The organism is Streptomyces sp. NPDC054834 (assembly GCF_053611185.1).
In genome coordinates this window covers 1-12,849 of record NZ_JBSGZV010000039.1, presented here as the reverse complement: position 1 = coordinate 12,849, position 12,849 = coordinate 1, and the positions used below count along the sequence as shown (strand labels likewise).

Genomic DNA, 12,849 nt, shown 5'->3' with positions numbered 1-12,849 from the left:
GGGTACCGTTGTATTCAGGCACCCCGCTCTCAAGCACGCGGAGCAGGGACGCGGTGACGACACGTGTCGTTCGGCCGATGCGCAGCACGCGGCGTTCCGTCCCAGGTAGCCCGAATGTGGATAGGGCTGTAGCGAGGGACTGGCAGCTCTTTGCTCTCTTGATGCATTCCGAAGTGTTTCGTCCATGCTCAGGCGGCATCGCTTACGTATAGTCGATATCTGTGAATAAACCAGGCTCGCGATTCCGGCGACGCCGGACACCACCACACTGAGGGCGACACCTTTGGGGCGGGACCCCTTTGCCATGCCTTCTGAGAGGTCATCAGCCAGAGAGCCCAAGCAGCCCACAGCCCCAGGTGATCCAAAGCGGCCACGGGGCGCCGTCCGGCGCTGAATCGCTGGCCCTGGCTGCGCCGCCGTATCCGTTGTGGATGTGGGCCCGCCCGGGGGCGGTGCACTATGTGCGGATCAGCGGGCGATCGAGATCGCGAAGGGCGCGAACCCGCTGGACCGGATCACGTGCGGTACGAACAGTATCGCGGCCTCCGTGGCGCGGGCGGTCTGGATCCCGCCGAGATCAGTGATCCACTCCTTGCGCCAGCCGAGGTCGACGAGCAGTTCACGGACGGTCTGCTTGGCCTGCGGGTCCTCGCCGGAGAGGAAGGCATCGGGCGCCTGGGTGAGCGTGGCCGGCGCGGTCATCACCGGGAAGAGCATGGTGTTGAGTGTCTTGACGACGCGCGTTTCGGGGAGCGCTTCCTGGAGTTGCTCGGCGAGGCTTGAGCCGGGGTAGATCAGGTCGGCGGGCAGTCCGTCCGGTCCGTCGACGGTGGCGTTGGAGACGTCGACGAGGATCTTGTCGCGCAGTTCCTCGCGCAGGGCGACGAGCCGGTCCAGCGAGCCGGCGCCCGGGGTGGCGTTGATGACGATCTGGGCTGTCCGGGCAGCGTCTGCGGCGGCGCCCGGCGCGCGGTCCGCCACGGTCACCTCATGTCCTGCCCGGATGAGGGCTGTGGCCAGGTTGCCGCCGACGCGGCCGTTTCCGAGAACTGCGATCGTGGTCATGATGATCTGGTCCTTCCGTGCGTGCAGGTTGTGGTGCGTGGTCAGCGCGAGAGCGTGGCGACGGCCTCAGCGTGGACGCCGGGCGCGGCGGCCAGGAAGCTCTCGCTCTGCGGGGTCCAGGGGCGGCCCTCGGCGTCGGAGATCTGTCCGCCGGCCTCGGTGACGAGCAGCGCCCCGGGCAGCAGGTCCGCGCGGGCGCCGGCGAACTGCCAGAAGGCGTCGATCCGGCCGGCGGCCACGTTCAGCAGGTGCAGGGTCGCGGGCACGGCGGTGCGGACGACGAGCGCGTCGAAAAGCATCGCGGTGATCGAGGAGCCGACGCGCCGCACGACCTTCTCGTCCTCGTCCGGCCGGGCCTGGCTGGTGGCCACGATACTCAGGCCGAGGTCCGCGGTCTGGGAGACGCGCAGCGGCCGGCCGTCGAGGTAGGCGCCCGCGCCGGTGAGCGCGGTGTAGGTCTCGCCGGTCAACGGCAGGTGGACCACGGTGAGCACCGGCTGGTTCTCACGCACGAGGGTGGCGGTCACCGCCCACTCCGGCAGGGCGTGCAGGTGGTTGACGTTGCCTTCGGCCGGATCCACGACCCACCATTCGCCGGACGGCAGCGCCCCGCCGTCCAGCTCGTCCTCCACCCAGCCGGCGTCCGGGCGCAGGCTCGTGAGGCGGGGGCGCAGGATGTCGAGGGCCGTGTCGTCGTTGGCGGCGAGCGCGCGCATCAGCTCTTCGCGGGTCTGGTAGCGGACCACCTCGCCGAAGCGCTCGCGCAGCGCCGAACCGGCCGCGCGCACGGCGATCGCGGTCTGGCCGAGCAGGTCGGCGTCGGAGGCGGCGACGTCAATGGTCTGAAGCGTTTCGGACATGGTGGTACTCCCGTGTGAGGAGGGGTGATGAGGCCGGGCCGAGCTGTGCGTTCCGTCTTGCGCTCTCGTTTCGAAGGTATACAGCCCCTTCATTAACTTCAAATGCATGTCAAGCACGGCTAGGTTTACTCACATGCAATTGGATTTGAACCTGCTCACCGCGCTCGACGCGCTGCTGGAGGAGGGGAGTGTGGCCGGGGCTGCCGCGCGCCTGCACGTCACCGCCCCCGCGATGAGCCGGAGTCTGGGCCGAATCCGGCGCACGACCGGGGATCAGATCCTGGTGCGCACCGGCCGCACGATGACCCCGACGCCGTATGCGATCGCCGTCCGGGAACAGGTGCATGAGCTGCTGCACCAGGTCCAGGGGGTGCTGGCACCGAGCCGTGAACTCGATCTGGCAACGTTGGAGCGCACTTTCACACTCCGCTGGCACGATTCCCTGGTCGCCTTGAGCGGCCCCGCACTGCTCGCGGCCGTGCGCGGACAGGCGCCGGGCGTGCGGTTGCGCTTCGTCGCGGAATCGAGCATCGACACCCCCGAGTTGCGGCGCGGCGAGGTCGACCTGGAGGCGAACGCCAACCGCCCGAGCGCACCGGACATCCGTGCCGAGAACGTGGGCGAGAGCCGCCTCGTCATCGTCGTGAGGCACGGGCACCCCCTCACCCGCGTCAGGACCGTCACCGCAAGGCGGTACGCCGCCGCTGAGCATGTGACCGTCTCGCGACGTGGAAACCTCAGCAATGCCCTCGACGACGCCCTCGCGCGGCTGGGCCTCACCCGCCGCGTGGTGGCGACCGCGCCCACGGAAGCGGCCGCGTTGGAGTTCGCGCGTGGCTCCGATCTCGTGATCAGCGTCCCCGAAGCCACCACGCGGTCCGCGGTCGCCGACCTCGGCCTGGTCGTGCTCCCCCTCCCGCTCGAGCTGCCGTCGGCACCGATATACCTGTCGTGGCATCAGCGCTACGACACCGACCACGCCCACGCCTGGCTGCGCGGGCTGGCGCGCACCGTGCTGGCCATGTGCGGAGCGTCGTAGTCGGCGCCGTCCGGCCGCTTCACCGATACGTCCACGCGACCAACACGGCGATCTGCTTGAACGTCAGCAGCGGCTTGTCCGTGCGGGTGCTGGCCGTGGGGGCGGCCAGACCGACGCCTGCGGCTCAGGATCGCGGATCTGAGGGCGTCGGCGTGGCCCTCGGAGATCTGGGCGAGCCTGGCCCTGGTCCTGGTCCATCACGTATCTCAGTGCCAACGGCTGTACCGATGCCCCAAGGCCGATTTCATCCAGCAGGGAGAGGGTGGGCATCGTTTGCCGACAGACGGCCGACGTGTCCAATGAACCCGTGCAATCCGGGGGTTCGCGGCGGCTCGAATCCAATCAGATCCGATGGTGATCGCTGACAGGGTTTGGCGACAGATAGGGTCCGATCCTCCGTACGGAAGGGGCCCCTCGGTGGCGAACCTGGTTTACAAGCGGGTCTCGACCGACCAGCAGTCGACCGCCCGGCAGAACCTCGTCCTGGACGAGGCCGGGATCGAGGACCCGGTCATCTTCGAGGAGGACCCGGGCACCTCAGCCGCCTCCACCCCCTCCAGCGCCAGAAGTTCCGCGAACTGCTCACCTACGCGCGGCCGGGCGATACCGTGCACATTTCCGAGATGTTCCGCCTCGTACGCGGTACCGGGCACACCCTCGACGTGCTCGACGTCCTCCACCGCGACCAGGTGGCGCTGCGCATCCACGACGCCGGGTTCTCCGCGAAGGACCTCACCGCCCGCCACCCGTGTAGGAGGGCCGGACGTTGGTGACACCGCTCTTGAGCCGTGATGCCGGCGGTAGACCGCCCGCTCCACTGTGCGGCCGATGGTAGTTGTAGTGGATGTTCCAGACGTCCGTCGCGGCCGCACGGCCGGCCTCATTGGTGAACTCGCGGGCGTACAGGAGCTCTTCGGCCAAGATCCGCTGGTACCGCTCTACTTTCCCGTTGTGGCGAGGTGTGCAGGGCTTGGTCTTCTGATGCCGAGTTTGGCCTCCGATGGTGCGTGCGAAGTCGCCTGAGCGGTAGCAGGCGCCGTTGCCGGTGACGACGCGGTGGAGGTGGATGATGCCGTGGGCGGCGAACCAGACCTTCGCCCGTGCCAGGAATGCGGCAGCCGTCGAGCCCTTCTCATCGGCGAGCGGCTCGGTATAGGCCAGTCGGGAGAAGCCGTCGACGGCGGAGTGCAGGTATACGTAGCCGCGCTTCGCCCCTGCCGATTTCGCTCGGCCCACACTTTTGGCCTGCTCTGAGTCGCGACCGTGGACACGCCAGCCGCCCCCGTCGGGAATCCGTCCGACCTTTTTGACGTCCAGGTGCACCATGTGCCCTGGCCAGTGAGCGGTGATCTTCCCGGGCTCCCGGTTGCTGTCCCCGCAGGGGTCGAGGAACCAGCGGTGTCCCAATCCTAGCTTGATCAAGTGACGGGTGACGGTGCGTCGGTTGACGGCGTGACCGAGATCGGCCAGCTCGTGAGTGATCCGCTGTGCGGACCACTTCTCCTGCCACCGCCAGGATTCTATCTTCTCGATCACCCATGCCGGTGTCGCGCGTGGGCTGTGGTGTGGGGTCGAGGGGCGGTCGAGCAGGCCGAGGTCGCCGTGACGGCGCCATCGGTTGACCCACTGGGATGCGCATGCCCGCGAGATGCTCATCTCGGCGGCGACGTGCGAGATCGGGCGGGTGCGGCAGCGCTCGATGAGCCGCCGTCGGCCCTCGACCGTAAGAGGTGCGTTACGGTGCGGCATACCTAGACCCCTCTGCTTCCGGTGCCTCCGGCGGCGGATCGCCGAGCGAGGTGGCCCGGGGGCCGTGATGAAGCCGGGGGGCGGCTCGTACCGCGCTGCCCGCCGCAGCGTCGGGCAGCGCAGCGTATGCAGGGCGTGGGTTCACCGGGGGATCGGGGTGACGCCGGTCGCGGCGACGGAGAGGTCCCAGAGGCGTGCGGCCTCGTCGGGGTCGATGGCGTACGTGCGGACGCCGCCGTCGTCCATGGGCTGGTCGGGGGTGGAGACGCGGGCGATGTCGCAGTCCTCCAGGTAGAGCCCGCCGCGGCCGTCGAGGAGCGGGGACGTGGCGGCCCACAGGCCGGTGGCGGCGCCCTGGGACGGGGTCTTGAAGTCGACGCCGATCACGCTGCCGTGCTCGTCCACCCAGCCGCGGTCGATCTGTTCCTGGAGGGCCATCTCGCGCTGGAGACCGGTGATGATCTTGCCTGGGTGGAGGGCGAACGCGCGGACGCCATCGTTGTGTCCGAGGGCGTCGAGGTGCACGGCGAACAGGGCGTTGGCGGTCTTGGACTGGCCGTAGGCAAGCCACTTGTCGTAGCCGGCACGGAAGTGCGGGTCGTGCCAGCGGATCCCGGTCAGGGTGTGCCCAGCGGAGCTGTTGACGATGACGCGCGCGCCACCTGCGGCGTCCAGGAGCGGGTAGAGCTCACAGGCGAGGGCGAAGTGCCCGAAATGATTGGCGGTGAACTGGCCTTCCCAGCCGGGCCCGACGCGCTGCTCCGGGGTGGCCATGACTCCGGCGATGGCCATCAGGAGGTCGAGCCGGTCGGCGGAGTCGCAGATGTGCGCGGCGGCTGAGCGGACGCTGGCGAGGTCGGCCAGGTCCATGGGGATGACCTCGCAGCCCTTCACTCCCTGCAGAGCGGCACGAGCGACGTGGGGGCGGCGGGCTGGAACGATGACCCGGGCCCCGGCGGCCGTCAGAGCCCGGGCCGTCTCCAGGCCGAGCCCGGAGTAGCCCCCGGTCACTACAGCGGTCATGCCGGAGAGGTCGCAGTCGGCCACGATGTCCTCGGCGGGGGTGGCAGCGGAGAAGGGCGAGCCGAGCGGCTGCTGATCAGTAATGGTCATGCCGCCGACGTTACGATCTAGAGCGAGGTCTAGATCAAGTCCAGGAGTGAGCGGTATGACGACCACCGAGGCTGCCGTGCAGTTGCTGAGCATCGGCGAGGTGGCCGAGCGGACCGGACTGAGCGTGCACGCCCTGCGCTTCTACGAGCGCGAGGGCCTGCTCGTCGGACCGGTCCAGCGCACGTCGGGCGGCAGGCGGCGCTACACGTCCTTGGATGTCGACTGGCTACTGATTTGCGTCAGGCTCCGCGAGTCCGGTATGCCGCTCGCCGACCTCAAGCACTTCGCCGAACTGGTACGGCATGGTCCAGGCAACGAGGCAGAACGCCTGCGACTGCTCGACGCCCATCGACAGCGCGTCGACGCACAGATCCAGGCGCTGGAGGAGTGCCGGTCCGTCATCGCCTGGAAGGTCGGCGTCTACGCCGAGCACCTCGCCCGCGACGAAGCCGGCGGACTCTGGGACCCCACAGCCTGAGGCAAGCGTGGACAGCCGCGCCGTGTGCGCTGTGCCGGATTGGCCCCGCGGCTTCAAGCGTCTGCCTTGCCTGAGGCGTCAACAAATTCTGCCCCGCAACAACGGCACTGGCAACGAACGATGCTGACACGCTGACCCTGGCCGCGACGGTGGCCTCGATTTTCGCCCTGACAGCCAGACTGCACGAGGCGGTGGATGCGGTGGCCCGGCATCCGGTGGGCCCCATCTCAGCCATGGACCTGGGATTCATCCGCTACAACATGGTGATCGTCCCGGCCGTCGCGCTCCTGCTGTATCTCGCCAACGTCATCCTGTCCGTCTTCAAGCCATGGGGTCGACGGCCGGCCGCGGCGGATCGCAGGCGGACAGCAGTGTCGCTGTAATCAGCTATGAGGCGTCCCGTACTACGGGCACAGGCCGACTGATCTGTCGGGCGGCTGGGGAATTAGGTGACCGTAGGCGTGGGGAATTCCATGATCGTCCACAGCTGCCACGGCCATACGGTGCTGCTGTTCGAACCACGGTCCGGACCGCCTCGCGGCGACATCTCCTGCGCCGGCCCAGGCAGCTCATGCGCAGCCGTCTTCACCCGTTGCGGGCGATGCCCGTATGCCAGAGCCGGTCTTCCCCTGGGGCATGCCTGGAGCGGGCGAGCCCATCCGCTATGAGTTCCGTGTCCGCGGCCCGGTCCCGGAGAATGCTGCGCAGACGTTCCCCGACCTTGACGCCGTGATGCTGGGCAGACAGACGGTCTTCTACGGCACCGTCATCGATGAGGCGCATCTGTTCGGCCTGCTGGCCCGCTTCCGCATGCTGGGGCTGCTGGTCACAGAGATGCGACCGCTGCCGTCTTGATCCCGAGGACGGGCGGGATGGGCGGCGCGGATGCGGCCGAGGATCGGGGACATGCGCACCGTGCTGCGCGTCGGCTCCGCAGCGGTTCGGCGTGGATATGAACCCGCCTGCGCCGGGTGCCGCTCACCACGACCCGGTGACGGCATGTGAGGTTTTCTTAGCCCAGCGGTGACGTTGAGGATGCGATATGGGGGCACAGGAACCTGGCACGGTCCATGCGGGTGCCCGGCAGGAGGAACCAGTGGCCGGTCATGAGGTCTACGCCGCCGGCGCATTGTCGGTGGTGGCAGCGATCCTGCTCGCGCGATGGTGCCTGGCGGGCCGAAGCAGCCGCCCACGCACTGCCGCCGTGTCTCGCCGTGCCTCACGTCGGACGGCATTGAGGGTTGCCCGGCGCACTGTTTCCACCGCGGCCCAAGCCGGGCAGGGCCGGCCGACGGACGCGCCGTGTGCTCAGCGGGCGGTGCGGGAGGCCGAAGACCTGGTGCACGGCTACTGGCGCCAGATCAGTCCCCTCTACCTGTCCCAGTACGATCGCCATCAGCCCTGAACTGCCGAGCCTGACCACACTCCGAGTAGGCCGGCCACTGCCCCGACCATGGTGGCGCGCGCCCCGATCATGCCCGGGTCGGCGCATGGCCGGTACGCGGGGGTCGGTCTCTGAAACTGAGCACTCATCCGTCACCCTCGGCAGCCTTGCGCGCCATCTGGGACACCTCTTCCGCGGAGTGTGCATTACCGTCGTTGCCCGTCTCGACCGCTAGGTAGACGGCAAGACAGTCATCGGTGTCGCACACGACAGCCACCCCTGTAGGCGTCCGCTCTCAACGGAGCGCACAGCCGTGAGCCAAGCTGCAACCTGCTTCCGGCCGCACCCAACGTGACCGTCTTGTTGAAGCGGTACGCGCTCGCGCCGGGATTCCGATGGAAGGTGTCTTGAACGCGGCCGTTGGCGTACGCAGCGAGTGTGAGCGTGGAGGTGAGGGCGACTCGGCAGGGGAGGGGTTGGGGAGACAGCCTCTCGCCGCTCTTCGCCGACCGTGGTCGGCGAAGAGCTCCCCGTACCTCTGTGTGATGTTCGCGCCATACTGAGGTTGTCTTGCTGGTCCGGTCCGGGGCAGGCGTATTGGGAACGTTGCCCCTATACGGAGACCAGTCATGACGACCTCCCGCGAACAGCGGCCCGTGCTCGACGGCACGCGTGACGCCACGGTGGCCCGTCTTGAGCAGGAGAACACCCAGCTGCGCCACGCCGTCGGCTCCCACGCGACGATTGACCAGGCCATCGGTGTCCTCATCGCGACCCACCGGCTCCCGCCGGCAGCCGGGTTCGAGGTGCTACGCGAGATCTCCCAGCGCACCAACATCAAACTGCACGCGGTCGCGGAAACCCTGATCGGCTGGGCGCTGGGGCAGCCACTGCCCCAGCCGGTGGGCCTTGAGCTGGACGCGGCGGTGCAGCGGTGCTCGCATCGGTGGAAAACCTCGGACCAGCCTGAGTAGAGCGGTCAGGGGTGCTGGGCCTGCTCGATGGTGGGGTGGCAAGGGATGTAGGCGTCGATGCCAACCAGTTGCAGGACACGCAGGACGGACTCCTGGGCGCCGGCAATGCGCAGCCATCCCTGCGCTGCACTCACCTGCTGGTAGGCGGTGACGAAGACGTTGATGCCGCTGGAGTCCATGAAGGTCACACCGCTGAGGTCCACCACGATCCGGGGTGGCATCGTGCCGTCGTCGGACAGCAGGGCTTCGCTGAGGACGTCCTTGCCGTCGTGGTCGATTTCGCCCTGTACGGTCACGACACGGACGCCGTCGACCACTTTGCGCTCGACGCAGAGCCGGTCTGGCCGGCCCTCTCGCTGGTTGTCGGTCACCGTCTCCCCGGCTGCGCTTGGGATTGCCCCGGTCAGGGCGTTCGCGGACGATTCTGCCCCACCGCCACGGCGGGATATACCCAGGTGGCTGTGCCGAACGGCACCCGCTGGTGGCATGCATGGCGCCATCGCGGGTAGTGGCGCGCGCATGAAGGGGGAGTGAGGGCGAGGCAGTGGGATCCCATACCGACGGCGGCGGCTGTACGGCGCCGGATGAGTACCTGATGCGCGTCGGCTACGCCCTGGGCGGAGACGACGGCTTCATCGCCGAAGCCCGCCACCACGCCATCGCCTTCCTCGACCAGGCCCACGCCCACCATCACCTGCCCATGCCCGCACGCGCGAGGGACCTCACCCAGCTGGTGGTCAGCGAGCTGGTCACCAACGCCCGCAAGTACGCCCCCGGCCCCATCCCGATGGAACTGCGCATCAACACCGACAGCGTGGACGTCGTCGTGTGGGACAGCGATCCCACGGTGCCCGCGGCCCTTGCCACTGATCCCGGCAGGATTGGCCAGCACGGCCTAGAGATCGTCAAGGCCGTCACCGAGAACCTCTTCATCGAGCAGGAGCCGGTCGGAAAACGCATTACGGCACGTATCACTCTAAACATGGTGGACCGTTTTGGGCACCAGCACGTCGATATCGAAGTCCTAGTCTAGAGGTGTCGGTCGTAGGCGTTGCAGATGCGGGAGCCATCCCCGCACGCGCGGGGAGCACACTCAGAGGTGGTCTCACGTGGCAAGTTTCGCGAGCTTCTCGTATCAGGTCAGGGCGGCGGCCATGGCCAGGTCTCGGCTCTGCCAGTCGTTGCGGACCACGTAAGGGATCTTGAGACCACGAGCAGCCCATGGCAGGCTCATGCCGCATGATCGATGAATTCGCGAAAGACAACCTGCACGGGAGACTGCGGCGGGACCGCAAGGCGCTGCTCTGGAAACTCGACGGCTTGTCCGAATACGACGCCCGCCGACCTTTGACAGCGACCGGGACCAACCTCCTCGGCCTGGTCAAACACGTGGCCACCGTCGAGGCCAGGTACTTCGGCGAGGTCTTCGACCGCCCTTCCCCGGAACCGCTGCCCCGGTGGCAGGACTCCAACGGCAGCGATCTGTGGGCGACCGAGGACGAGACCCGCGATCAGATCATCGGGTTCTACCGGCGCACGTGGGAACACTCGGACGCGACGATCAACGAGCTTCCCCTCGACGCCCCCGGCCACGTGCCGTGGTGGCCGGAGCCTTATGCCGACACGAACCTGTTCGCCATCATGGTCCATGTCCTCGGCGAGTCCATCCGGCATGCCGGGCACGCCGATATCCTGCGCGAGGGCCTCGACGGCCGGACCGGGTTGCGGGCCGAACACGAGAAGCAGATCGACGAGGAAGCCCGTGCAGCCTACTGCGCGAAGATCGAGCAGGCCGCCAGGTCGGCCGCACCAATCAAGGCTTAAACGTCGTCTCATTTGGTGAGTCTGCGGTAGCAGATGAGGCTGCAGGCGATAGCGATGAAGGCCAGGAAGTGCTCGGCCTTGCGTTCGTAGCGGCGGTGCAGACGGCGGCAGCCGCCCAGCCGGGACATCGTGCGCTCGATCGTCCAGCGGTGCCGGCCGAGCCGGGTGGAGGACTCGAGCCTTGCGGGCGATGCGGTGCGGGATGCCTCGCTTGCGCAGCCAGCTGCGCCTGGAGAGGGACTGCAGGTCGTGGTTGCGCAACAGTTGCTGGCACTCGCGCCCGGCCTCGCATGATCTTTCGTACCGATGCCGCCGCAGCGATCGCGGGTTGAGATTTACCTGCCATCCGACGTGACGTCCCGCACCGGGACATCGAACCGTCGCGGAGACCCTGTGCCGACGAGATGGCGCGCGGGCCTCGCGGCGTCGACTTCATCACGATTGACGGGAGCGCGCCCGAACACCCCAACCGCTCCAAGGTATTAGCCAAGACAGGGCCAGGCCGCCGGGAATTGCCGTCCGTTGCGGTGACCGCCATCTGGCGTTCATACCTGTCTCACCGCTCCGGTCGACCGTGCTTCCTAGCGTCCGTGAGTGCGCGCACCGCTGACCTGCCGCAGCCCGCTGTCAGGTTCGGAGCGCTGCTGTCCGGTCGGTGTGCGACTGCACCCGACGACGCGAAAGGCCCCTGGAATGTCCGAAGAACCCAAGCAAACCAGAATCTCTCGTCGCAACGCGCTCGGCCTGTTCGGCGCGACAGTATCCGGCGCCGCCGCCGGGCCACTGGTCCTCGGCGCCGGAACCGCCGAGGCTGTCCCGGCGAAGTCGGAGGTCACCGGTCTCACCACCGGCTCGGCCACCACCCCCGTCCAGGGCCTGCACCTGACCTTCGGCGCCGACCCACGCAGCCAGATGGTCGTCTCGTGGGTCACCGACGCGGCCGTCAAGAACCCCCGGGTCGTTTACGGCACGCTGAGTGGCGGCTTCGGCTCAACAGTGCACGCGACGACGAAGACCTACGTGGACGGCACCTCCGGGCGGACCGTCTGGGTCCATCACGCGCTGATCAGCAAGCTCAAGGCCGACACCGACTACCTGTACGCGGCCCAGCACGACGGCGCCACCCCCGACGCCGGCACCTTCCACACGGCGCCGTCCGGCCGAGCTCCGTTCACCTTCACCAGCTTCGGCGACCAGGGTGCGCCCAGTGTGACGTGGAAGACCGGAGCGAACCCGGCCGACGCCTCGGGCCGGGACTTCGAGCCCAACGCCACGCCCGCCTCTGCCGACATCGTCACCGGCGTTGAGAAGGTCGGCCCGCTGTTCCACCTCCTCAACGGTGACCTCTGCTACGCCAACACCGGGCCCGACCGCATTCGCGTCTGGCACGACTTCCTCACCAACAACAGCCGCTCAGCGCGATTCCGTCCGTGGATGCCGTGCGCTGGCAACCATGAGATCGAGCTGGGCAACGGCAAGCTCGGTCTCGACGCGTACCAGACCTACTTCGAGCTCCCCTCGACCGAGACCCAGCCCGAGCTCGACAACCTCTGGTACTCCTTCACGGTCGGCTCGGTGAAGGTGATCTCCCTGCAGAACGACGACATCGCCCTGCAGGAGGGCGGCGACATCTACATCAACGGCTACTCCGGCGGTCGGCAGCTCGCCTGGCTGGAGCAGGAGCTCAAGTCGGCACGGGCTTCGAAGGCCATCGACTGGATCGTGGTCTGCATGCACCAGGTGATGATCAGCTCGGCAACCGCCGCGAACGGCCCCGATGTCGCGCTGCGCGCGGCGTACGGCCCGCTGTTCGACAAGTACGGCGTCGACCTGGTGGTCTGTGGCCACGAGCACGACTACGAGCGCTCGTTGGCGGTGCGTGGCGTCGTCCCCGGCAGCGTCACCCTCACACCCAACCCGAGTCAGACCGCACTCGACGTGATCGACAGTGCGCACGGCACGACGCACATGGTCCTCGGCGGTGGCGGCGTGTCCGGCATCACCAACAACAGCTTCACCACCGACGACACCGACGGTCACGGGCATCACTCGGCATACGTCCAGATGGAGCACGTCGGCAAGTTCAACTCGGTCAAGGAGAAGGAGACGGCGGTCTGGATCGGCGTCCGCGACGCGGAGCATCCGTACGGCTTCGCCGAGTTCGCCGTCGACCCGGGCCGTCACCCCGGTGACATGACCCGCATCCACGTCACCTACTACAACATCATCACGCCCACAGGTGAGCTGTCGGTCTTCGAGAAGTTCATGCTCCAACGCCGTCGTAGTGACGGCGGCCACGGCCAGCACTGACCCACCGCGACTAGCAGCAGTAGTCGTCAACGCCTGGGGCCGGGACGTCGTCC

General features: G+C 67.9%; 14 protein-coding genes and 1 pseudogene. 9 read left to right on the top strand and 6 right to left on the bottom strand.

Going from position 1 to position 12,849, the window contains the following annotated elements; genetic code table 11:
• Positions 1-468 precede the first annotated feature (468 nt).
• Complete coding sequence (locus ACWGJM_RS36185; protein WP_453416006.1) at positions 469-1,065, bottom strand: NADPH-dependent F420 reductase; 597 nt, start codon at positions 1,063-1,065, stop codon at positions 469-471.
• Positions 1,066-1,106: 41 nt separating this feature from the next.
• Positions 1,107-1,925 (bottom strand): 3'(2'),5'-bisphosphate nucleotidase CysQ, encoded by an 819-nt coding sequence (locus tag ACWGJM_RS36180; RefSeq protein WP_453416005.1) that lies wholly within the window; start codon positions 1,923-1,925, stop codon positions 1,107-1,109.
• A gap of 133 nt (positions 1,926-2,058) precedes the next feature.
• Here ACWGJM_RS36180 and ACWGJM_RS36175 point away from each other — a divergent pair, with 133 nt between their 5' ends.
• Positions 2,059-2,964, top strand: coding sequence for a LysR family transcriptional regulator (locus tag ACWGJM_RS36175; protein ID WP_453416004.1), 906 nt, complete (start codon positions 2,059-2,061; stop codon positions 2,962-2,964).
• 608 nt (positions 2,965-3,572) lie between these two features.
• Entirely contained in the window at positions 3,573-3,737 is a 165-nt protein-coding gene (locus ACWGJM_RS36170; RefSeq protein ID WP_453416003.1) for a hypothetical protein, read from the top strand.
• On the opposite strand, the gene ACWGJM_RS36165 is transcribed toward ACWGJM_RS36170, so the two are convergent.
• Together ACWGJM_RS36165 and ACWGJM_RS36160 are read right to left on the bottom strand one after the other, a co-directional pair.
• Complete coding sequence (locus ACWGJM_RS36165; RefSeq protein WP_453416002.1) at positions 3,697-4,713, bottom strand: IS481 family transposase; 1,017 nt, start codon at positions 4,711-4,713, stop codon at positions 3,697-3,699. The two genes, ACWGJM_RS36170 and ACWGJM_RS36165, sit on opposite strands and share 41 nt — an antisense overlap.
• A gap of 141 nt (positions 4,714-4,854) precedes the next feature.
• Positions 4,855-5,826: an SDR family NAD(P)-dependent oxidoreductase gene (locus ACWGJM_RS36160; RefSeq protein ID WP_453416001.1), complete on the bottom strand. Its 972-nt coding sequence runs from the start codon at positions 5,824-5,826 to the stop codon at positions 4,855-4,857.
• A 55-nt stretch (positions 5,827-5,881) separates the two neighbouring features.
• Here ACWGJM_RS36160 and ACWGJM_RS36155 point away from each other — a divergent pair, with 55 nt between their 5' ends.
• The 4 genes from ACWGJM_RS36155 (at position 5,882) to ACWGJM_RS36140 (ending at position 8,662) form a co-directional block, all read left to right on the top strand.
• Positions 5,882-6,304 (top strand): MerR family transcriptional regulator, encoded by a 423-nt coding sequence (locus ACWGJM_RS36155; protein ID WP_119100237.1) that lies wholly within the window; start codon positions 5,882-5,884, stop codon positions 6,302-6,304.
• 233 nt (positions 6,305-6,537) lie between these two features.
• Positions 6,538-6,687 carry a hypothetical protein gene (locus ACWGJM_RS36150; RefSeq protein ID WP_453416000.1) on the top strand — a complete coding sequence of 50 codons (150 nt, stop codon included), beginning with the start codon at positions 6,538-6,540 and terminating at the stop codon, positions 6,685-6,687.
• A gap of 274 nt (positions 6,688-6,961) precedes the next feature.
• Positions 6,962-7,159: a hypothetical protein gene (locus ACWGJM_RS36145; protein ID WP_453416068.1), complete on the top strand. Its 198-nt coding sequence runs from the start codon at positions 6,962-6,964 to the stop codon at positions 7,157-7,159.
• A 1,158-nt stretch (positions 7,160-8,317) separates the two neighbouring features.
• On the top strand, positions 8,318-8,662 hold the full coding sequence (locus ACWGJM_RS36140; RefSeq protein ID WP_453415999.1) for an ANTAR domain-containing protein: 345 nt from the start codon (positions 8,318-8,320) through the stop codon (positions 8,660-8,662).
• Positions 8,663-8,667: 5 nt separating this feature from the next.
• Here ACWGJM_RS36140 and ACWGJM_RS36135 read toward each other — a convergent pair whose 3' ends face one another.
• The gene (locus ACWGJM_RS36135; RefSeq protein ID WP_453415998.1) at positions 8,668-9,033 is read right to left on the bottom strand and encodes an STAS domain-containing protein; all 366 of its coding nucleotides are present in this window, start codon (positions 9,031-9,033) and stop codon (positions 8,668-8,670) included.
• A gap of 173 nt (positions 9,034-9,206) precedes the next feature.
• On the opposite strand from ACWGJM_RS36135, the gene ACWGJM_RS36130 reads away from it, so the two are divergent.
• Together ACWGJM_RS36130 and ACWGJM_RS36125 are read left to right on the top strand one after the other, a co-directional pair.
• Positions 9,207-9,695, top strand: coding sequence for an ATP-binding protein (locus tag ACWGJM_RS36130; protein WP_453415997.1), 489 nt, complete (start codon positions 9,207-9,209; stop codon positions 9,693-9,695).
• Between the two features lie 206 nt (positions 9,696-9,901).
• Positions 9,902-10,486 carry a DinB family protein gene (locus ACWGJM_RS36125; RefSeq protein WP_089014494.1) on the top strand — a complete coding sequence of 195 codons (585 nt, stop codon included), beginning with the start codon at positions 9,902-9,904 and terminating at the stop codon, positions 10,484-10,486.
• Between the two features lie 8 nt (positions 10,487-10,494).
• Here the strand turns inward: ACWGJM_RS36125 and ACWGJM_RS36120 are convergent.
• Positions 10,495-10,714 (bottom strand): annotated as a pseudogene (locus ACWGJM_RS36120) (transposase); the annotation flags it as partial.
• A gap of 465 nt (positions 10,715-11,179) precedes the next feature.
• On the opposite strand from ACWGJM_RS36120, the gene ACWGJM_RS36115 reads away from it, so the two are divergent.
• A complete protein-coding gene (locus ACWGJM_RS36115; protein ID WP_453415996.1) occupies positions 11,180-12,796 on the top strand; it encodes a purple acid phosphatase family protein in 1,617 nt (538 codons plus the stop codon).
• Positions 12,797-12,849: the final 53 nt, after the last annotated feature.